We start from the raw sequence: 21,770 nt of genomic DNA, 5'->3' as shown, positions 1-21,770 counted from the left end.
TTATACAATAAAAACGGTTTTTTGAAACATTCAAAGAACCGTTTTCTATTTAAATACATTTCAAACTCTATTTATCGTTTATCACTAAGACTCCTGTAGTATCTCAAAATCTACATAAAAAAGCTGCCAAAATCCTTAAAAGCATCTTGGCAGCAAAAAAAAATATTATCTTATACTAGAACGAGTAAGTTGTTGCAAGTAATGCGTAAGCTGTTAAACCTTTTGGAGCGGCATCACTATTTGTAAAGATATCTTCAGAAGCGGTGTCAACACGGAATTCAGGAATAATAGTCAAGTTTCCTACCTTATAGTTTAGTGACAAAGTATTACCAACAACACTGGTTCCAGCAAGCAAACCAAGTCCGGCAGTAGCATCTTTAGCATCTAAATACTCTAATCTGTAAGCTAAACTTAATGTTTCTTTCAATGCGAAATTTGCATATCCTACTAAGGAAAACCATTCACCATCCAAGGTACTATCAAAGTCATTGTTAGTCATTGCATACGTACCGTTGAATCCTAAAGAGAATGAATCACTTACTTTCTTCGAACCTACAAAATCAAATTGTGTCTTGTTCTCATCAGAAGCAGGATTACTACTTCCAGAGGTAACATTAAAATATACATTTCCAGTGTCACCTACATAACCTAGTTGACCTATAAACGTTTTTTGGGTTGAACCCGCTTCAATTGTTGTTTTAAAATCTGCTGGATTTGAAACCCCAGCCATGAAACTGAATTTTCCAGAGGTATATTGTGCTTTTACTCCCGTATTAAAAAATGGACCATAAGTAAACGCATAAGACATACTGTAGTTTTTATTATCTACTGCATCTAGAAGTTCATATCCCACATGGGTTCCAAAACTACCCGCAGTAACTTTAAAATTATCTGAAAATTCATAAGTGAAATTCAATTGTTTGATCATGAAAGTTGAAGCGGCATCATTATAAGTAAATTGAGCAGCTCTGTTTCCAAATCCTAAATCAACAAAAACAGATGCTTTCCCCATTTTATGAGATGCTTCGATAGAAGCCATCCCTAATTCAAATGAATTGTGAGAATTTGTAAAACTAGTTAAACTGTTGTCTATACCTGAGAAATCATATTTATAATAGGCATCAGCAGATCCTGCAAAAGCAGTTGAAGGGGCAACCGGAGTGTCTTGCGCAAAAGTTAAACTTGTTGTTAGCATGAATGTTAGAATAGCTAGGTTTTTTTTCATCTTTAAATGGTTTTAATTAGTAATCTAGTTTGGTTATTATTTGGGTTTTAGTTGATACGCTTTAAAAAATTCTGATACTTATAATCAAGAAAACTGCTTTGAAACGCACTTTTTTTAATGTGAAATTTTCTTGTTTCTGAAGCGAATTTATTAACTTTTATTTCACTTGAATTACTATTTAGCACTTTTTTGCCTTGTTTTGAGAAGAATTATTAATAACGAAAAATCAATAAAAAATAATAGGTATTCCGTATTTTAAAGTACCAATTTTAAAAATTTAATAATCAGTTTTCAAACATAACCCCCTATTTATTTTTGATTACAAACCATAAATAAATTTTAAAAGCATTTTTTAGAATAATTTTTATATAAAATAAAACTAAACCCCCATAAAAACACATCAAAAATAAATTACAAATTTTTATGGCAAATCCTAGATGAATATATTTTTTCATACAAAGACATCTTGTTTATACAATTTTCATCATTAGATACACAATTTACATTACAATGAAAAAGCGGTTAAATCAAGAGTTCTAAAAAACTAAATCATGCTATCATTATAACTTATTTTATGAAAATTTTAATTGTGAACAGATTCCTTTTTTAGTATATTTAAACTATGAATAGTTTAGCACTTAAAATTTCCGTTTTACTTGTCTTGCTCACTTTTTCCCTTATTTGGGTAAGTGATAAACTTTCAATACTTATTCAGGAGAAACAATATGATTTTTATGAACTAGCCGAAAATAATACCGAAGAAACCAATTTTGAGAGTAAGCTAAAACTACTTTTCATAGATCCAATTAAACTTTTTAATTGTTTCGAATGTTACTCTTTTATTAAAGCCCGAATTAGTCCTTTCGATTTATTTGTAGCCAAAGCGTTTGTTTTAAAAAATTTCACTCCTCCGCCTGAAATGGTTTAATTATTATTTTTTACTAAAAAACATTATTAATATATGTCTCAATTTAAAAATGGGATCATAGACCTTTACTTTTATCTAAACACATGAAAAATTTATTTATAGCCTTCACTATTTTATTTACAACTTCATTAATTGCACAAACCCATCAAATTATCAAACATGATGGTGGAAGAATGGATATAAACTTTATTAAAACAGCAAATAATTTAGTTTACTATACTGTAGCTCAAAGTGCCGAAGAAAAGTCAATCAGTCAATATGCAGTAGCACAATTGAATGAAAAGTCAAAAAATGATTCTAAAATCATATCTGAAAAAATTCAACTAAATGGAAAATCCGATTATAAAAAAGTTGTTGTATTGAAAAAACATCAAACCATCGGATTGAAAGAATCTGGGATAATTACTAGTTTTTACGGAGGAACAAAAGGTGAATCTCCTTTATCGTTTTCTGATAACGGTGAAAAACGATTAAAACAAAATGCTGCGGTTAAAGGGACTCCATTTATTGTGATTCTTTCCAATAAACCAAACGATTTAAAAGCGGCTATTTATACCTATTAATAAATAGAAATCAAGCAATGAATTCATAGCTTGACACTTTTATAAATGGAATCGAGTAAATAAAAAATCGAGCACAGATTTGTTATAAATACAATTCCTGTTCTCGATTCTTTACTTATAATACGTACTCAATAATATTATTCTATAATCAATGATTTCATATTCATAAATTCTTTGATACCTATTGCGCCTAATTCTCTACCATAACCTGATTTTTTTACGCCTCCAAAAGGAACTCTGGAATCAGAGCGTACTAATGAATTCACAAACACATTACCGGCTTCAATTCTCCTTGCCAGTCTGTACGCATTTTCGCGATCTTCTGTCCAAATTGCAACAGCCAAACCATATCTATGATTATTGGCAATAGTGATAGCATCATTCTCATCTTTAGCTCTAATAATAGTTGCTAACGGGCCAAAAGTTTCTTCTTGAAAAGCAATATTATTTGAATCAACAAAATCAATTAGCGTGGGTTGAAAATTACAATTTTCGCGTTCTCCTCCTAGTATTAATGTAGCACCTTGTTGCAATGATTTTTCCAATTGTTTTGCTAATTTCTCCGCTAAATCCAGCCGAGCCATTGGCCCCATATTAATTCCGTTCTGTAATGGATTTCCTTGCTGCAACGATTTTATTTTTTGGGTGAAAAGCGCAACAAATTCATCAGCTACTTTCTCAGTAACAATAAATCGTTTGGCACAAATGCAAGCCTGACCTGCATTTAACATTCGGGATTGTGTAGCAACCGTTGCTGCTTTTTCAAGATTTGCATCATTCAAAACTATAAAAGCATCTGAACCCCCTAATTCCATTACTGATTTTTTGATGTGCTTTCCAGCCAATGAAGCCACGGATGATCCCGCCATTTCACTTCCGGTCAAAGTAACTCCATGCACAATGTCTGAAGCAATTACACTCTCGACCTGAGGAATATCAATCGGAATTTGTTGAAAAACACCTTCCGGAAAACCAGCTTCCAAGAATGCATTTTCAATTGCTTTGGCACAACCAATAACGTTTGGCGCATGTTTTAAAAGAGTTACATTACCGGCCATAATTGCCGGAGCTGCATAACGCAACACTTGCCAAAAAGGATAATTCCACGGCATTATAGCAAAAACAGCTCCCATTGGATCATAAACGGACATGCTTTTGAAAGGAGTGTCATAATATTCCTCTTTCAACATCTGTTCCGCATTTTCGGCATAGAAGTCACAGTTTTTAGCTGATTTTTCCACTTCAGAAATACTTTCAGATAACACCTTACCCATCTCATTCGTAATCAACAAACCTAGCTCCTCTTTCTTTTCTCTAAGAATGTTGGCTAGCTTTTTCATCCTATCCGCTCTTTGCTGAAATATGGTTTGCTTCCAGTTTTTAAATGCGCGTTCTGATAATTGTAATTTTTGATTCAATTGCGTATTTGTCAATACTTCGTGTTCCGCTATAATTAGTTGTGAAAACGGATTTATCGATTTAAAAACCATGTATTTGTAATTTAAATTCTTTGAAATATAAGTTTTGGAAAATTAAGCAGCAGTTTAAAATCATTTCAAAAATTGAATAACTATTCCCGTATGCTTAGTAATGTTTTAAATCTAGTAAAATTACAGCTATAAATGGGCGGAAAAGTTTAAAAAAACGCAAGACTAAAACAAGTCTGATTCTAAAATTTTGAAAAACTTTTGAAATAAGTAAATACTGCACCGTTAAAAGCAACAATTCAAGTTTAAGTATCCTGAATTTATTTATTGCTTTCCATAAAAACAGTATCCAGCAGTTCAAATACTTTTTCCTTATCCAATGGTTTTGTGATACAGTCCATAAAACCAAATTGCATCATTTTCTCTTTCTCTTCAAATGAGGAATAGGCAGTTTGAGCAATAACGGGAAGCTCTGGCTTTATCAATTTAATTTTTTCGTAGGCTTGATAACCATCTAAAACGGGCATTTTTATATCCATAAACACCAAAGTAATGTTTGGGTTTTTGGTACAAATATCTACCGCTTCTTGTCCGTTTTTAGCTCTTATAACCGTATGGTTTTTTGATTCAATAATTTTTCTCAGCAGCAAGAAATTAATGGTATCATCTTCTGCAACTAAAATAATTTCATTGTCAAAATTCCTGTAAAGAGATTTTACTTTTTTGGGTTTTATTGCTTTTACCGTTTGATCCAATTTTAATGGTATCGTAAATGAAAAAACGGAACCCAGTCCTATTGTGGATTTTACCTTTATTTCTCCACCTAACATTTCTACATACGCTTTTGTAATAGACAGCCCAAGACCTAATCCGGATAATTCAACAGATCCATCGCCTTCTATCCTTCTAAATCTATCAAAAATCACTTTTAAATAATTTTCGCTGATTCCCATACCTGAATCTTCAATCTTAAATTCTAAAACTTCTTTTTCTTTGTTTATTGAATATCCAAAAGCCACAAAACCTCTATCGGTAAATTTTAACGCATTGGTTATTAAATTGACGATAATCTGTTTAAGTTTCGTTTCATCCGTTAGAACATTTCCATGAAGCTTTTCCGGGTTTTCAAGAATATAAAACTGGATTTCTTTGTCTTTAGGAATCGTAACCTTAATGGAATCATACAATTCTGTAATACACTTTTCTATATCTAATCCTTTATAATTAGGCATAATTTGCTTGGCGTCAATTTTAGACATTTCGATAAGATCTTCGATAATTGAAACCAGATTACCACCACTATTTTTTATAATTTTCAAATACTCTAATCGCTCCTCTTCTTCTAATTTTGTATCATGAAGTAAATCACTGAATCCCATTATGGCATTCATGGGCGTTCTGATTTCATGCGATAAATTAGCCAAAAAAGAGGATTTTAAGGTGTCACTTTCTTCTGCTTTTTGTTTAGAAATTTCTAATTGTTTCCGTTGATTACTGTTTTCTTCAAATAGGTTTCCAATGTATCCAAACTCACCATCAGATCTTTTTAAACTATTTATAGAATTTACATTACCTGTTTCCAGAATGCTTTTAATTAACTTTAGTGGATTATAAACCCATCTTTTTGTACAATAAACATAGACAAAAATGTTAATTAAAGAAACCAGAACAACAATAAAAAGAATCACTTTAGTATTCGTGTAATTTAAATTGAAAGGTCTTTTAAAAAGTAATTTGGCAACAACTTCATTTTTCCAATCTTTTAAATCTAGACCTACAATAACAAAATCATCTTCATTTGCAATTACAAAATCACTTGAAGCCAAATTTACTTTTGAGCTACTTATATTCCCTAAAGCATTAAAAAAGGGTTCGTCTAAAAGCCTGGCCATAAAAAAATAGCCCGAAGGTTTCGTTTTATTCTTTTTAGGATCATTTGAAGGGTGAATTGTTGCGCCAAAAACCTCAACAATACCTTCTGGTATTTTTATATAAAATCTTTTAAGTTTAGATTTATAAAGTACTGACATCATCTCTTTTGGAACAAAATCAAGACTTTTAATCTTTGACGAAGCTGTTTTATTTATTAGTTTTTGATCAAAACCATATACACCAATGTAATCCGCTTCATACGATTCAAATTCCCTTAAAATATATTTATCATACCACTTTTCATCTTTTGTTTTTGTAAAACGGACCAAATCGTCCCAATGGGTAACATCAATAATAGTAGCTGTAGGTGTTTTAGAATTGAGCCTAAACAAAGACTTAACTTCTTTATCGTACTGATTGTAAGTGGTTTTATAAAAATGATGTTCTTCTTGAATCGTATAAAAATATAGTGAGATATAAATTAGAAAAAAGAAAATACTTGTTGAAATTATCAACAACAGTAGTTTAGAATACGTATTTAAATTAATCAATCTCTTCATGGAATACATTCAAATCTAAAAAGTAAAACTAAAACACACCTTTTATTTTGTAAGATATATCACTTTTTATATTTGGCGCAAGTTAACCTTTTTTATTATAAAAAAAAACTCCACCATTGCAAAACGATGGAGCCTATTATAATAAAGGTTTATTTATCAACGGAATACTATTGCAAAAGTGATCAAACCTTGATTCTTGACTCATCTAAATCTTTAATTTTCAGTTCCCGATCAAACTTTTATAATTATCCCAAAATATTTTCAATCTCCAATAATTCAGCTATGGAGAAATCCAAGCTCAGCAAACTGTCAATATTATCATTTAATTGACTAACGGAACTGGCACCAATCAAAACAGAAGTGATTCGGTTGTCTTTTAATAACCAAGCCAAAGCCATTTGTGCCAATGATTGATTCCTTTGCTCTGCAATGGCATTCAATTGAATGATTTTCTGGATTCTTTCCTCCGATACCTCATCTGTTTTTAAATGACCATTTGGATTAAAAGCTCTTGAATTTTCTGGAATCCCTTTCAAGTATTTATCCGTTAAAAGTCCTTGTGCCAAAGGTGAAAAAGCAATACAACCCACTCCTTCCTCTTCGAGAACATCTAGCAATCCCGCTTCCGGTTCTCGCACAAACATTGAATATTTCACTTGATGAATCAAGCAAGGTGTTCCCAATCGTTTCAAGATTTCAGTAGCCTCCCTTGTCTGTTCGGCATTATAATTCGAAATCCCCGCATACAATGCTTTTCCGCTTCGTACGGCATAATCCAAAGCCATCATGGTTTCTTCCAGAGGCGTTTCCGGATCAAAACGATGCGAATAAAAAATATCCACATATTCCAGATTCATACGTTTCAAACTCTGGTCTAAACTTGATAATAAATATTTTCGGGAACCCCAGTCGCCATAAGGACCGTTCCACATGGTGTAACCGGCTTTGGTCGTAATCACCATTTCATCGCGTAGGTTTCCCTGAAAATTATTTTTCAGTATTTTACCAAAATTAGTCTCTGCCGAACCCGGAACCGGACCGTAATTGTTGGCCAAATCAAAATGGGTAATCCCTTTATCAAAAGCTACTTTTACAATACTTTCTCCATTTTCAAAATTATCTACCGAACCGAAGTTGTGCCATAATCCCAAAGAAATTTGGGGCAGTAACAAACCACTTTTTCCACATCTACTGTACTTCATTTAGTTGTCTTTTTAATCAATTCCAGTTTTCTTTTTTAGCCTGTGGCGAAAGATAGTAAAATGTAAAATGAAACTAAAAATACACCAACCGGTTTTTAAAGCAATTTACTAATTAAAAAATTATTACTCATTTACGGGAAACCGTAAAGTATAGCAAAAAAAGAGGTTTTAATTTGTTTAACAACAAAAGCATTTTATTTAACTAAATCAATTTTAGTTATTTATATACAAAAAATGCAAAGTCACTAAACATAATGATTAGCATAATTAGGATTTAAAATTAACAACAAATACACTATAAAATCATGGATTTAAAAGACCAAATTAAAGTAATTGCTGACCGAACAAAGCACAAAGATCAAATACAAACTGAAGAAGCTACAAAAAATGCATTTGTGATGCCCTTTTTGCAAAGTCTCGGTTATGATATTTTTAATCCTTTAGAAGTTGTTCCGGAGTTTATCGCAGATATTGGAATTAAAAAAGGTGAGAAAATTGATTATGCCATTTTTAAGGATGGAAATCCAACAATATTGATTGAATGTAAGCATTGGGCACAAAACTTAAATATTCATGATGGTCAATTATTAAGGTATTTTCATGTTTCAAAAGCTAAATTTGGAATTTTGACAAATGGAATAGTATACCGATTTTATTCTGATTTAGTTTCTCCAAACAAAATGGATGAAAAACCATTTTTAGAATTCAATATTACAGATATTAAAGACAATCAAATTGAAGAATTGAAGAAATTTCATAAAACTAATTTTGATGCTGAAAGCATTGTAAATACTGCAAGTGAATTAAAATTCATGAATGAACTAAAACATATTTTGAATCAAGAGCTTATAAATCCGACACCTGAATTTGTAAAACATTTTGCAAAACAAGTGTATCCAAGTGTTGTAACCGCTAAAGTTTTAGAACAATTTACTGAATTAACAAAAAAATCCATTCAGCAACATATTAGCGATTTAATCACTGAAAGATTAAAAACTGCTTTATCAAAAGAAGATGAAAAAATCAATGAGATTAACATTTCTATCGAACCCAATTTAGAAGACATTAGTAAAATCAATACAACTGGAGAGGAATTAGAAGGATTTCTAATTGTCAAAACAATCTTGCGACAAAAAACTCCTGCAACAAGAGTAACGTATCGAGACGCTCAATCCTATTTTGCTGTTTTCCTTGACGACAATAATCGTAAAGCAGTATGCAGACTTTACTTAAATGGAGGTAAGAAATATATTGGAACATTTGACGAGAACAAAAAAGAGATTAAAAACGAAATTGGAAATTTAGATGAAATTTTTAATTATTCTGAACTGCTATTAAAAACAATTGAAGCGTATGAAAAATAACAGGAATTTAGTCAATACTCTACTAATTTCGCCTGAATAAATCTTCATAACTGAAAATACAAAAAACCACCTACATCAGGTGGTTTCTTCAATTCTATCCAACAATTACAAAGGAATATTCCCGTGTTTTCTATTCGGAGTCACACTTACTTTATTTTCGAGCATACTAAACGCTTTTATCAATTTGCGTCTGGTATCTTGCGGTAAGATCACCTCATCTACAAAACCACGTTGCGCTGCGGTGTACGGATTAGCAAACAAATCGGCATATTCCGCTTCTTTTTCCAAGAGTTTTGCCTCGTGGTCTTCGGCGTCATTGATTTCTTTTTTAAAGATAATTTCAGAGGCACCTTTGGCCCCCATTACAGCAATTTCGGCAGTTGGCCAAGCAAAATTCATGTCGGCACCAATGTGTTTCGAGTTCATCACATCATACGCACCACCATAAGCTTTACGGGTAATCACGGTCACTCTGGGCACAGTTGCTTCGCTTAAAGCATACAATAATTTCGCACCATGAACGATAATTCCGCTCCATTCTTGGTCGGTTCCCGGTAAAAACCCTGGTACATCTACCAAAACCAATAACGGAATATTAAAACAATCGCAAAAACGGGTAAATCGTGCTGCTTTTTTCGAACTGTTCACATCGAGACAACCGGCTAAAATCATTGGTTGGTTCGCTATAATTCCAATGCTTTTTCCTCCCAATCGAGCAAAACCCACCAGAATATTTTCGGCATAGTTTTTATGAATTTCAAAAAACGAATCTTCATCAATAATTCCACCAATCACCTCATGCATATCATACGGTTTGTTGGGATTATCCGGAATAATAGTCGCTAATTTAGCCCGAACCTCATCGTTCAATTCGTAAGGTAAATTGTCTGCTTTTTCTTTGTTGCTTTGTGGCAAATAACTCAACAAGCGTTTTAAATCCTCCAGACATTCCACATCATTTGTTGACGTGCAATGTGCCACACCCGATTTAGTAGAATGCGTACTCGCCCCACCCAATTCCTCCGAAGTCACGGTTTCATTGGTTACGGTTTTTACCACATTTGGCCCTGTTACAAACATATAACTGGTATCTTCAACCATCATCGTAAAATCAGTCATCGCTGGAGAATATACCGCTCCACCGGCGCAAGGTCCCATAATCGCAGAGATTTGCGGAATAACTCCTGAAGCTTGTACGTTTCTGTAAAAAATATCGGCATAACCGCCTAAAGAACGAACACCTTCCTGAATACGTGCGCCACCAGAATCATTTAGTCCAATCATGGGCGCTCCCATTTTGACGGCCATATCCATGACTTTACAGATTTTCTCGGCATGGGTTTCGGATAACGAACCACCAAAAACCGTAAAATCCTGCGCAAAAATATAAACCAATCGTCCGTTTATGGTTCCGTATCCCGTAATGACTCCATCACCATAATACAGTTCTTTTTCCATTCCAAAATCAGATGTTCGGTGCGTGACCAACATCCCGATTTCTTCAAAAGAACCTTCGTCCATCAAATACTCGACACGTTCTCTCGCCGTTAGCTTTTTATTGGAATGTTGTTTTGCAATTCTGTTTTTACCTCCACCCAAATGAGCTTCGGCAATTTTATCGTTTAATGTATTTATTTTGTCTTTCATAGTGCTCTTTTTTAACCGCTAACTCGCTAATTTTATTCAAAACCCATTAAGATTTAAGTTTCATTTCGAAAAAGCAGTACTTAATTTTTCTTAATTTCTTAATGGTTAAAAAATATTTTAATTTAGTAAGCGTACGATTTTTTGATCTTCAAAATACTGTTTCAACGCCACCAAAGCAGCAATTTCGGCTTCTTGCGCCATTTGTTTGTTTAATATATCAGCGTTGTAATAGTTCTTTACGAAATGGGTATCAAATTTCCCGGAACGAAAAGCCTCATGCTCAAAAACAAATTTCCCGAAAGGCAAGGTCGTTTGCACACCTTCCACACGATAGTCTTCAATCGCTTTGAGCATAATCTGGATTGCTTCTTCACGAGTTTCTCCATAAGTGATTAATTTGGCCAACATCGGATCGTAATAAATGGGAATATCCATCCCTTGCTCAAAACCATTATCCACACGAATTCCTTCGCCAACAGGCAATTGATAGACATCCAAATGACCCACGCTTGGCAAGAAATCATTCATAGGATCTTCGGCATACACTCGCAATTCCATCGCATGTCCTTTTATTTTCAAGTCTTCTTGGTTGATTGCCAATGCTTCTCCCCGTGCCACTCTTATTTGCAGTTCGACCAAATCGGTTCCGGTAATCCATTCCGTAACGGGATGTTCCACCTGCAAACGGGTATTCATTTCCAAGAAGTAGAAATTATTGTTTTCGTCCAATAAAAATTCGACGGTTCCCGCACCCAAATAATCACAGGATTTAGCCACCAAAACGGCTGCCTCACCCATTTTTTTACGCAATTCCGGTGTTAAAACCGAAGAAGGCGCTTCTTCAATTACTTTTTGGTGACGGCGCTGGATGCTGCACTCTCTTTCAAATAAATACAACACATTCCCATGACTGTCCGCCATAATTTGAATTTCGATATGTCTTGGCGAACCCACATATTTTTCGATAAAAACAGAACCGTCTCCAAAAGCGGCAATCGCTTCACTGATGGCCCGATCCATTTGAGATTCGAAATCACCTTCGCTTTCTACCACACGCATTCCTTTTCCACCACCACCTGCTGAAGCTTTTATTAGTATTGGAAAACCAACTTCCTTGGCAACGACTTTTGCTTTTTCGACATCAGTAATAGCTTCGTCAAAACCGGGAACCATCGGAATATTGTATTGCTTAACGGCTTCTTTAGCCGCAAGTTTACTTCCCATGATTTTTATCGCCTTCGACTTTGGACCAATAAAAATAATATTGTTTTTCTCCGCTTCCTCAGCAAAATCAGCATTCTCGCTCAAAAATCCATAACCCGGATGAATGGCATCTACATTTAAGGCTTTCGCCACTTCAATGATTTTACTACCTAATAAATAAGATTGACTCGAAGGAGCTTCTCCAATCCAAACGGCTTCGTCAGCAAATTTTACGTGTGGTGCATTTCTATCCGCAGTAGAATAAACTGCAACCGTTTTAATGCCCATTTTTTGTGCGGTTTTCATCACCCTGATGGCGATTTCCCCTCTATTGGCAACTAATATTTTTTTCATATTTTAAATAGATAAAAGAAGTCAGACCGCTTCGCTGATAGAATCAAGTTAAATTATCTCTAACTATTTTCTTGGTTCTTGCTTCTTACTTTTTTCTCGTTACTCGAATTCAATTAACAACTGTCCTTTATCCACGGCATCTCCCATAAGTACCGTTATGGTTTTGATAACGCCATCACGTGGGGAAAGAAAACTGTTTTCCATTTTCATGGCACCCAAAATAATCAGATTGTCATTCTCTTTTACAGTTTGCCCTACCACAACACTGATTTCTAGAATTAATCCGGGCATAGGTGCTTTGATAAAATTGACCTGTTTGGTAAGTCCCGTTTCGAATCCCATTTCCTTAATCAAAATATCCAAAGTATTTGAAATGGCAACGATGTAAGTGTTGTTATTTACCTTGACGGTATAGTTTTTTTGAAGAAAATCAGAAGTAATAATTTCCGCTTGATAAGGAGTGTTTTTGTGTAAAACATGGAACTTATTCGTTTCCACGCTCACTGCATCCAGTTGTGAAACACTTTCATTTTCCAAATCAAAATGAAAAGTGTCGTTTACATTAACTTTATAACCAATACTCATTTGTTTCTATTTTAGAATCGTAAAAATAGGAAAAAGAAAACGTTTTCGTAAACCAAAAATTAAATTTTATGCTAAATAGATATAGTTATAGGAAATAAATTTATAACACTAATAATCCAAACTCTCTAAGTGTTTTAATAGGTTTGGAGTACCAAAATAATTCAAAGTCTTCCAATTTCATTTCAAAATCAGCTTTAATTTCTTGAAATGTATAAATTTTAGCATTCGAAACGGAAATTTTCAGCAAGATTTCTACCAGCCATTCTCCTTCCATTTTATTCGTTTGAATACTGAAACTTTCCTTTTTATCATGAAAAGTTAAGGTCATCAGTTCCCAAGAATTTCCTTTTTTGGTTTTGGTAAAATGTTCTGTAAACGGCTTCCCGCCTAACCAAACGATTTTGGCTGTAGATTTTATATTGAAATCATCTTCTTCGTGTAAAGCATCAAATATAAAATCAGGTGAAATTTTAGTCTTTGGAATTTTAAATTCAAACCAATCCTGTAATTCGTAATCAAAACAGATTCCGTGCATAAAATTAAACAAGGATTTCTTGAGTCCAAAACTGAATTTATCATGATCGATTCCTGTTGCATCGGTATAATTAATATCGTTATTAGCGAAAGTTCCCAAAATTTGGGTTTCCTTTATCACACCAAATTTCTCTGGATACAAGCCCACGGGACTGTGCGCCGTCATCGCAAATTGATGCCAAAATCCCGATTGCAATACTCCAGCTTCAAATAATTGCCGAACCATTTCGAGACTATCCAAAGTTTCCTGAATGGTTTGCGTTGGGTAACCATACATCAAATACGCATGCACCATTACGCCTGCTTCAGTAAAATTTCGGGTGACTTTCGCCACTTGTTCTACCGTTACTCCTTTGTCTATTAGTTTTAACAATCTATCGGAAGCGACTTCGAGACCGCCGGAAACGGCAATACACCCGGAAGCTTTTAGAAGTAAACATAAATCTTTGGTAAAGCTTTTTTCGAATCGAATATTGGTCCACCACGTTACCGCTAATTTCCTTCGAAGGATTTCAAGAGCCAAAGCACGCATCAAAGCCGGAGGTGCCGCTTCGTCAACAAAATGAAATCCGTTCTCGCCTGTTTGAGCAATCATTTCCTCCATTCGGTCGCACAATAAATTGGCAGCAACAGGTTCGTAGACTTTGATATAGTCCAAAGAAATATCACAAAACGTACATTTCCCCCAGTAGCAACCGTGCGCCATAGTGAGTTTGTTCCAGCGTCCGTCGCTCCACATTCGGTGCATGGGATTCACAATTTCGATAACCGAAATGTATTTATCCAAAAGCAAATCAGAATAATCGGGCGTTCCTACCTGTGATTGTTTGTAATCGTGTTTTAGAGAATTATTTTTGTAAACGACTTTTCCGTTTTCTAAAAGAAAAGTTCTTTTATATTGCTTCTCGACTGCGCTCGAAGAGACAGCGTTTATTAGCGCTTCAATTGGTGCTTCACCATCATCCAACGTAATAAAATCGAAAAACTCAAACACTCGAGCATCCGTAAGCGAACGCAATTCGGTATTTGGAAAACCGCCACCCATTGAAATCTTAATTTCAGGATAATGCTTTTTCACCCATTGTGCCGAACGAAAAGCCGAATACAAATTCCCTGGAAACGGAACCGAAATCAGGAATAATGTAGGTTGAATGGTTTCAATTCTCTCTTTTAGAATCGAAAGAAGTATTTTATCGATATAGGTTGGTTCTTGTTGCAAGGCCTCATACAACTCGTCAAAAGAATTTGCACTTCTTCCCAAACGTTCTGCATAGCGGCTGAAACCAAAATTAGCATCGACACATTCCACAATAAAATCAGAAATATCTTCAAGGTATAAAGTTGCTAAATGTTTCGCTTTATCCTGTGTTCCCATAGTTCCAAAAGCCCAGTCGAGTTCTTCCAATTGTGCAAATCGAGAAGCTTCCGGCAAAAAATCTTCCTGACAAATTTGAAGAGCCAAGGTTGGATTTTTCCCTTGTAAAAAAGCAATAACAGGATCGATGGTTTTAAGATATTCGTCTTGTAAAGCGTAAATACGTTTTGAGTTGTCTGAGATTTCTTCAAACTTTAAACCTGAAACTTTAAACAAATTTTCAAGTCCTTCTTTCGAAAACAATTTCAAAATCACTTCGATACCCAAATCTGCCTGAACAGACTCAATATTTTTGGTATTCAGAAACCCTTTGATATAAGCGGTTGCCGGATACGGCGTATTCAGTTGGGTAAAAGGAGGCGTGATGAGAAAAAGTTTGGTTTTCAAAAGGAATAAGTTTGATGCAAAAATAAGGGATAATTCTGTTCTTTCCACAAAAAGTGAAAGACTACATTTTGATTGTGAATAAGATTGAAGTTGACAGCGATCAAAACTTATGCTCTTCTTTACTAATCATCAACAACGAAAATAAAGAGATACAGGCTGCGGTACTCAAATAAAAACCAACATAGGTCAAACTATACTGCGTTGCCAACCAAATTGCAATCATGGGTGCAAAAGCCGCTCCGATGATTCCTGCCAAATTAAATGCCAAAGAAGTACCCGAATAACGAACGGTAGTAGGAAACAATTCCGATAAGAAAGTCCCCAAAGGACCATAAGTAAATCCCATCAAAGCCATTCCGACACATAAAAACAGAGTCACTAAAATAGTACTGCCTGAGTTTAAGGAAAAAGAAAATGCAAAACCAAAAAAAGCAATAGCTGTCGTGGCATAAATTAGCATCTTTCTACGTCCAATACGATCTGCGATAAGGGCCGATACAGGAATAAAAAGTGCAAAAAACAATACCGAAAACAACTGCATTAACAGAAAATCTCTTTTGGAATAACCCAAATCAGAAGTTGCCCAGCTGAGCGTAAATACCGTCATAAGATAAAACACTAAGAAAGTAGTAATAGCAGCAAATGTGCCAAAAATCAATTGATTTTTATAAAATTTCAATAAAGTGAAAAATGGAATTTTCACTTCCTCTTGTTCTTTTTTAGAATTTTCAAAAGCGGGAGTTTCGGTGATTTTTAATCGGATATAAAAACCTACGACTACCAATAACGAACTCGCAATAAACGGAATCCTCCAACCGTAATCCAGAAAAGCATCGGCAGTCATCGTATCTGTCAAAATCAAAAAAGTCCCTCCCGAAAGCAATAAGCCTATTGGAGCTCCCAATTGGGGAAACATACCATACCAAGCGCGTTTATTAGGCGGAGCATTTTCGATGGCCAATAATACGGCTCCACCCCACTCTCCTCCTAAACCCACTCCTTGACCAAAGCGGCACAACATTAGTAATAAAGGGGCAGCAATTCCAATGCTAGCATAACTTGGCAAAAAACCAATACTCACCGTAGAAATACCCATCGTCAACAAAGCGACTACCAAGGTAGTCTTGCGACCGATTTTATCTCCATAATGACCAAAAACCGCCGAACCAAGAGGTCGAGAAAGAAAAGCTATCGAAAACGTCGCCAGAGATAGCAAAACCGAATTTGTACTGTCTGTTGAAGGGAAAAACAATTGAGGAAAAACCAAAACGGCTGCATTTGCATAAATATAAAAATCGAAAAACTCTATAGTTGTACCAATTAAACTGCCAAAAAGAACATGTTTTAATGAATTTTCTTTATTCGGATTTGAATTATCTTTCATAGGAATGTTAAAATATTTCGATAAAATTGATATTATTTTTCGAAAGTAACAAATATTATAGTTCCAATTATTATTGGTAATTTAGCAACATATAAAAATTTATTATGCCAACCGACTGTATCAGCTATCAGAATTCCGGATATTTCTCTCCTTTGATGAATGATTATTTAGACCAAAAAACAAACTTACAATCCTTATACAACAGATTTCCAACGCTTGAGAACTTTGAAGAGCAAATTCTGGAGAAGCAAGCAAATTTTGATGATGCTACCCGAAAAACATTGGTTTCTGTTTTGCAAAAGCAATATTTAAATATTGAAACTTCTGCTTTTACCCAACAAAATATTGATAGTTTAAGCAATACAAATACATTTACCGTCACTACAGGACATCAATTGAATTTATTCAGTGGTCCTTTGTATTTCTTGTATAAAATTATTTCGACTATTAATTTGACAACCGAATTAAAAGCGAAATACCCAACGTATAACTTCGTTCCCATTTATTGGATGGCTACCGAAGACCATGATTTTGAAGAAATTAATTATTTTAGTTTTAAAGGAAAAAAATTCCACTGGAATAGAGAAAGTACGGGGCCAGTTGGACGATTATCTACTGAGGGTTTGGATGAATTTTTGGAAATATTTGCATTGGAAATTGGTTCAAGTTTGAATGCAAACACCATAAAAAAATTATTTGAGGATTCATACCTCAATCACAACAATCTAGCCGATGCCACAAGACATTTAGCGAATGTACTTTTTGGAACGTATGGCTTAGTTATTCTAGATGCTGATGATCACGATTTAAAACGCAATTTTATTCCTTTTGTAAAAGAAGAATTACTGCATCAATCCTCACATCCATTAGTACTCGAAACTGCTGAAAAACTTAAAGACTACACGATTCAAGTAAATCCTCGTGAAATCAATTTGTTTTATATTGAGGATAATTTACGCGAACGCATCATCTTTGAAAACGATACCTACAAAGTAAATCATACAAAAATTGAGTTTTCTGAAACGGAAATCTTATCACTTTTAGAAAACAACCCCGAGAAATTTAGTCCTAATGTGATTATGCGCCCGTTGTATCAGGAAGTGATTTTACCCAATTTATGCTACATTGGCGGAGGCGGAGAAATTGCGTATTGGTTGGAATTGAAATCGTTTTTTGCTTCCGCAAAAGTGACTTTCCCTATGCTTTTACTACGAAATTCGGTACTATTGGCAACCGAAAAACAAGCTAAAAAAGCAGACAAATTAGAATTGAATTGGGCAGATTTATTTTCAAAACAAGCCAATTTAGTAACTGTTAAAACCAAACAATTATCGGATTTCCCAATCGATTTAGCACATCTAAAAGAGCAATTGCAGAAACAATTTGAAGCGCTTTATACAGTAGCAAACAAAACGGATGAATCTTTCATTGGAGCGGTAAAAGCGCAGGAAGTGAAACAAACTAAGGGATTAGATAATCTGGAAAAACGGTTGCTTAAAGCACAAAAAAGAAAACTGAACGATATTTTACATCGCATTACAGACTTGCAAAACGAGTTGTTTCCCAACCAAAGTTTACAGGAACGTCAAACTAATTTTTCAGAATTTTATTTAGAAAACGGTGAGAATCTGATTCCAATATTGGTAAATCAGCTCAAACCATTGGACAACAAATTTGATATTATTACATTTTAATCAGATTACAGTTATTTGAATGCCGAATTTGTAAAAAAAATCAATAAAAAAAAACTATTTTTGCACAAAATTTAAAAATAAAAAAAATGGCTACTAATAGAACATTTACAATGATCAAGCCTGATGCTGTTGCTAACGGACACATCGGAAACATACTTGCTATGATTACTACTGCAGGTTTCAAAATCGTTTCTTTGAAATTAACGCAATTAACTGTTGCTGATGCTCAAGCTTTTTACGAAGTTCACGCTGCAAGACCTTTCTACGGTGAATTAGTTGAATTTATGTCAAGAGGACCAATTGTTGCTGCTATTTTAGAAAAAGATAACGCAGTTGAAGATTTCAGAACTTTAATTGGTGCGACAAACCCAGCGGAAGCTGCTGAAGGAACAATACGTAAAGCTTACGCAACTTCTATCGGAGAAAATGCAGTTCACGGTTCTGATAGCGATGAAAATGCAGCTATCGAAGGTGCTTTCCATTTTGCTGGAAGAGAGCAGTTCTAGTATTTAGTGAACCGTTTCGGTAAATTAGTACTGAAACGGTACCGCTTTATAAAAATACCTGCAAAACTAAACAGCCACCAAATAGTATCTAACTTTTTGGTGGCTGTTTAGTTTTGCAGGTATTTTTTATTAAAATTTCAATTGGTACACTTCGTCCAAATCTTTTTCGGAACTGATATTAACATCTAAGTCTGTTACAAAACCGGAATTAAGTCCGTATGCCCATCCATGCAAGGTTAAATCCTGACCGTTTTTCCAAGCGGATTGTACAATGGATGTTTTGGCTAAATCAAAAACCTGTTCTTTTACATTCAATTCTACAAAAGTATTAAAACGTTCTGTTTCATCTTGGATAGAATCTAAATACGTGCTGTGCAAACGATATACGTCTTTTATATGACGAATCCAGTTGTCAATAATACCAATGGAATCATTCCCCATTGCCGCCTTAACACCTCCACAACCATAATGCCCGCAAACCAGTACGTGTTTTACTTTCAAAACATTTACCGCATAATCCAGTACACTCAACATATTCATATCACTATGCACCACCATATTGGCAATGTTTCTATGTACAAAAACTTCTCCGGGTTTTGCTCCAATAATTTCATTGGCAGGAACCCTGCTATCGGAACAACCAATCCATAATAATGGTGGTGTTTGACCTTTGGCCAAATCTTGGAAATAATTGGCATCACCAGCTAAAGAAGTTTCAACCCATTTTTTATTATTCTCTAATATTTTTTTATAAAAATCGCTCATAATTATTTGTGATTATTTTGTTTATATATCTGTTTAAAAAATTAATTGATACAATGTAAAGGAACTCTTTTTTTTTTAAAATTTAATCCCTAATTAATTTTAGTATTATTCTTTGATAAGTTCTTCATCTGTTACTCTCTTTTCGACAATAACTCTTTTTGCAGCATCATAATAGTGCTCAATAGTCACATGATTTTGAGATCCTTCCGAATTTTCTAACTGATAGGCTTTTTTAAATCCTTTCAGCTTCACTTTTATATTTTTATCTAATGCTCTAGTGGTTTTAAATTCATGGATTAAATCCAAAATATCATGCGCAATATAAACCGTGTCTTTGGCATCAATTATGACCTTAGAATTTTCCGGAATATCATTTAATGTTTGTTTGATTGCAGCTTTATTCAAGAAAGAAACTTCTTGAGCCAAATCAATATGAATCACATCACCATCTGCATATTCTTCTTTTCTAAAATTGTAGGCTCTCTTAAGATTTCCTTTTAAAACAAAAACTATACTGATCATAATTCCCAGAGCAACTCCTTTTAATAAGTCTAAAAAAACAACTGCTAATAATGTGGCAATAAAGGGCACAAATTGATATTTTCCTTTGTCCCAAAAATGTTTGAATGTAGCTGGTTTAGCCAGTTTATATCCAACTAAGATTAAGATGACTGCCAGAGTAGCCAACGGAATTTTATTTAGAATTACTGGAATTACAAGTACACTTATTAATAACAAGAATCCATGGATAATGGTAGACATTTTAGATTTGGCTCCAGAATTACTGTTTGCAGAGGAACGTACAATTACAGATGTCAATGGCAATCCTCCTAAAAGTGAACTCACCATGTTGCCTACTCCTTGCGCTTTTAATTCCTTATTAGTGTCCGTATAGCGTTTTTGAACATCCATTCTATCAGATGCTTCAATACTTAAAAGCGTCTCAATCGAAGCAACAATAGCAATTGTAAACGCTACTACCCAAACTTTTGGATTCATAACCCCTGAAAGGTTAGGAGTTACAATAATCGATTTAAATTCTTCGAAAGATGATGGAACTGGTAAAGAAACTAAATGTTCTTTTCCTATAGCTAATGCACTTCCGGTAGCAACGAAAATCTCATTCAAGAGCACTCCAAGAACCACAGCAATTAAAGCTCCGGGAACTAATTTTAATTTTTTCAAAAAAGGAACTCTATCCCAAGAAATCAAAATTACCATAGAAACCAATGTAATAACAATTGAACCTATTTGGATATAATCAAAAATACTAAACAATGCAGAAAATGTATTACTGCCATCCATTTGTGAAAACGCTTGATCTCCTTCAAAATCATTGTCGTAACCAAATGCGTGCGGTAATTGCTTTAGAATAATAATAATTCCAATCCCTGCTAACATTCCTTCAATGACATTCGTTGGGAAATAATTAGAAATACTTCCTGCTTTGACAAATCCTAGTATCAATTGTATCACACCCGCTATGAAGACTGCGGTTAAAAAAACATCAAAAGCACCTAAATCAGTGACTGCTGTAAGAACAATTGCAGTCAGACCCGCGGCAGGCCCAGAGACACTTATGTTAGATGTACTTAAATAGCCTACAACTATTCCTCCTATAATTCCTGAAATAATTCCTGAAAATAATGGAGCACCAGAAGCCATTGCAATACCTAAACACAACGGTAGCGCTACCAAAAAAACCACTAAACCAGATGCAAAATCAGATTTAAGGTTAGCAAAAAGATTGTTTTTTTTTGTCATAATACCAAACTAAAAATTGAATACAAAAATTTCTCCACATCTATTTGTGAAAATTGATTTTAAAAAATTAAAATCAAAAATTGTATTAAACTTCGTTAGGTGGGGGAATAAATATCGAGGAGGTAACATTGTCGTGTTTAGATAAATTCTCAGATAGAATAACATTAGACGCTAATCTTGAGGAAACGACAACTTCAGTAGGAGATTCTAAATAAAAAATGGTCTTAATTTCTTTGTGCACATGTTCTTCTTCAGAAAGACTGTAGAAAATAGAAATATCTGCGCTTTTCTCAATCACCGTAACAATTGTTGGAGTGATGAGAAAAGCGATAAATAGTATTAAAAATATTTTAGATATCATTTTCATCGCGCAAAAATAGAATTAAGTTTGTCAAATATAACAATCGTTTTTCTAAATTTAAAAAAAAATT

At 34.2% G+C, this 21,770-nt stretch carries 17 protein-coding genes; 5 read left to right on the top strand and 12 right to left on the bottom strand.

What is annotated here, in order from left to right; genetic code table 11:
• Window positions 1–175: 175 nt before the first annotated feature.
• Window positions 176–1,225 carry an outer membrane beta-barrel protein gene (locus tag ACNQGD_RS11015; protein WP_417997579.1) on the bottom strand — a complete coding sequence of 350 codons (1,050 nt, stop codon included), beginning with the start codon at window positions 1,223–1,225 and terminating at the stop codon, window positions 176–178.
• Window positions 1,226–1,847: 622 nt separating this feature from the next.
• Here ACNQGD_RS11015 and ACNQGD_RS11010 point away from each other — a divergent pair.
• Window positions 1,848–2,153: a hypothetical protein gene (locus ACNQGD_RS11010; RefSeq protein ID WP_417999303.1), complete on the top strand. Its 306-nt coding sequence runs from the start codon at window positions 1,848–1,850 to the stop codon at window positions 2,151–2,153.
• Window positions 2,154–2,236: 83 nt separating this feature from the next.
• The gene (locus ACNQGD_RS11005; RefSeq protein WP_417994195.1) at window positions 2,237–2,716 is read left to right on the top strand and encodes a hypothetical protein; all 480 of its coding nucleotides are present in this window, start codon (window positions 2,237–2,239) and stop codon (window positions 2,714–2,716) included.
• 137 nt (window positions 2,717–2,853) lie between these two features.
• On the opposite strand, the gene ACNQGD_RS11000 is transcribed toward ACNQGD_RS11005, so the two are convergent.
• From ACNQGD_RS11000 to ACNQGD_RS10990, 3 genes are all read right to left on the bottom strand, one after another.
• Entirely contained in the window at window positions 2,854–4,206 is a 1,353-nt protein-coding gene (locus tag ACNQGD_RS11000; RefSeq protein WP_417999302.1) for an NAD-dependent succinate-semialdehyde dehydrogenase, read from the bottom strand.
• 257 nt (window positions 4,207–4,463) lie between these two features.
• Window positions 4,464–6,575, bottom strand: coding sequence for a response regulator (locus ACNQGD_RS10995; protein ID WP_417999301.1), 2,112 nt, complete (start codon window positions 6,573–6,575; stop codon window positions 4,464–4,466).
• 245 nt (window positions 6,576–6,820) lie between these two features.
• On the bottom strand, window positions 6,821–7,777 hold the full coding sequence (locus ACNQGD_RS10990; RefSeq protein ID WP_417999300.1) for an aldo/keto reductase: 957 nt from the start codon (window positions 7,775–7,777) through the stop codon (window positions 6,821–6,823).
• A gap of 305 nt (window positions 7,778–8,082) precedes the next feature.
• On the opposite strand from ACNQGD_RS10990, the gene ACNQGD_RS10985 reads away from it, so the two are divergent.
• Window positions 8,083–9,141, top strand: a complete 1,059-nt coding sequence (locus ACNQGD_RS10985) for a type I restriction endonuclease (RefSeq protein WP_417994199.1) — start codon at window positions 8,083–8,085, stop codon at window positions 9,139–9,141.
• Between the two features lie 105 nt (window positions 9,142–9,246).
• Here ACNQGD_RS10985 and ACNQGD_RS10980 read toward each other — a convergent pair whose 3' ends face one another.
• The 5 genes from ACNQGD_RS10980 to ACNQGD_RS10960 form a co-directional block, all read right to left on the bottom strand.
• On the bottom strand, window positions 9,247–10,788 hold the full coding sequence (locus ACNQGD_RS10980; RefSeq protein WP_417999299.1) for an acyl-CoA carboxylase subunit beta: 1,542 nt from the start codon (window positions 10,786–10,788) through the stop codon (window positions 9,247–9,249).
• A 117-nt stretch (window positions 10,789–10,905) separates the two neighbouring features.
• Window positions 10,906–12,345 carry an acetyl-CoA carboxylase biotin carboxylase subunit gene (gene accC / locus ACNQGD_RS10975; RefSeq protein WP_417999298.1) on the bottom strand — a complete coding sequence of 480 codons (1,440 nt, stop codon included), beginning with the start codon at window positions 12,343–12,345 and terminating at the stop codon, window positions 10,906–10,908.
• Between the two features lie 99 nt (window positions 12,346–12,444).
• Window positions 12,445–12,930 carry a biotin/lipoyl-containing protein gene (locus tag ACNQGD_RS10970; protein WP_417999297.1) on the bottom strand — a complete coding sequence of 162 codons (486 nt, stop codon included), beginning with the start codon at window positions 12,928–12,930 and terminating at the stop codon, window positions 12,445–12,447.
• Window positions 12,931–13,030: 100 nt separating this feature from the next.
• Window positions 13,031–15,226 carry a B12-binding domain-containing radical SAM protein gene (locus ACNQGD_RS10965; protein WP_417999296.1) on the bottom strand — a complete coding sequence of 732 codons (2,196 nt, stop codon included), beginning with the start codon at window positions 15,224–15,226 and terminating at the stop codon, window positions 13,031–13,033.
• A gap of 100 nt (window positions 15,227–15,326) precedes the next feature.
• Window positions 15,327–16,610 (bottom strand): MFS transporter, encoded by a 1,284-nt coding sequence (locus ACNQGD_RS10960; RefSeq protein ID WP_417999295.1) that lies wholly within the window; start codon window positions 16,608–16,610, stop codon window positions 15,327–15,329.
• Between the two features lie 104 nt (window positions 16,611–16,714).
• Here ACNQGD_RS10960 and bshC point away from each other — a divergent pair, with 104 nt between their 5' ends.
• Window positions 16,715–18,304: a bacillithiol biosynthesis cysteine-adding enzyme BshC gene (gene bshC / locus ACNQGD_RS10955; RefSeq protein WP_417999294.1), complete on the top strand. Its 1,590-nt coding sequence runs from the start codon at window positions 16,715–16,717 to the stop codon at window positions 18,302–18,304.
• A gap of 86 nt (window positions 18,305–18,390) precedes the next feature.
• Window positions 18,391–18,810, top strand: coding sequence for a nucleoside-diphosphate kinase (locus ACNQGD_RS10950; protein ID WP_039109514.1), 420 nt, complete (start codon window positions 18,391–18,393; stop codon window positions 18,808–18,810).
• Between the two features lie 129 nt (window positions 18,811–18,939).
• On the opposite strand, the gene can is transcribed toward ACNQGD_RS10950, so the two are convergent.
• From can to ACNQGD_RS10935, 3 genes are all read right to left on the bottom strand, one after another.
• A complete protein-coding gene (can, locus tag ACNQGD_RS10945; RefSeq protein ID WP_417994206.1) occupies window positions 18,940–19,575 on the bottom strand; it encodes a carbonate dehydratase in 636 nt (211 codons plus the stop codon).
• Between the two features lie 105 nt (window positions 19,576–19,680).
• Window positions 19,681–21,339, bottom strand: coding sequence for a SulP family inorganic anion transporter (locus ACNQGD_RS10940; protein ID WP_417997567.1), 1,659 nt, complete (start codon window positions 21,337–21,339; stop codon window positions 19,681–19,683).
• A gap of 85 nt (window positions 21,340–21,424) precedes the next feature.
• Window positions 21,425–21,700, bottom strand: coding sequence for a hypothetical protein (locus ACNQGD_RS10935; RefSeq protein ID WP_417994208.1), 276 nt, complete (start codon window positions 21,698–21,700; stop codon window positions 21,425–21,427).
• Window positions 21,701–21,770: the final 70 nt, after the last annotated feature.

Source organism: Flavobacterium glucosi, assembly GCF_048286535.1.
Classification (GTDB): Bacteria; Bacteroidota; Bacteroidia; order Flavobacteriales; family Flavobacteriaceae; genus Flavobacterium.
This window is presented reverse-complemented; position numbering and strand designations above follow the sequence as displayed.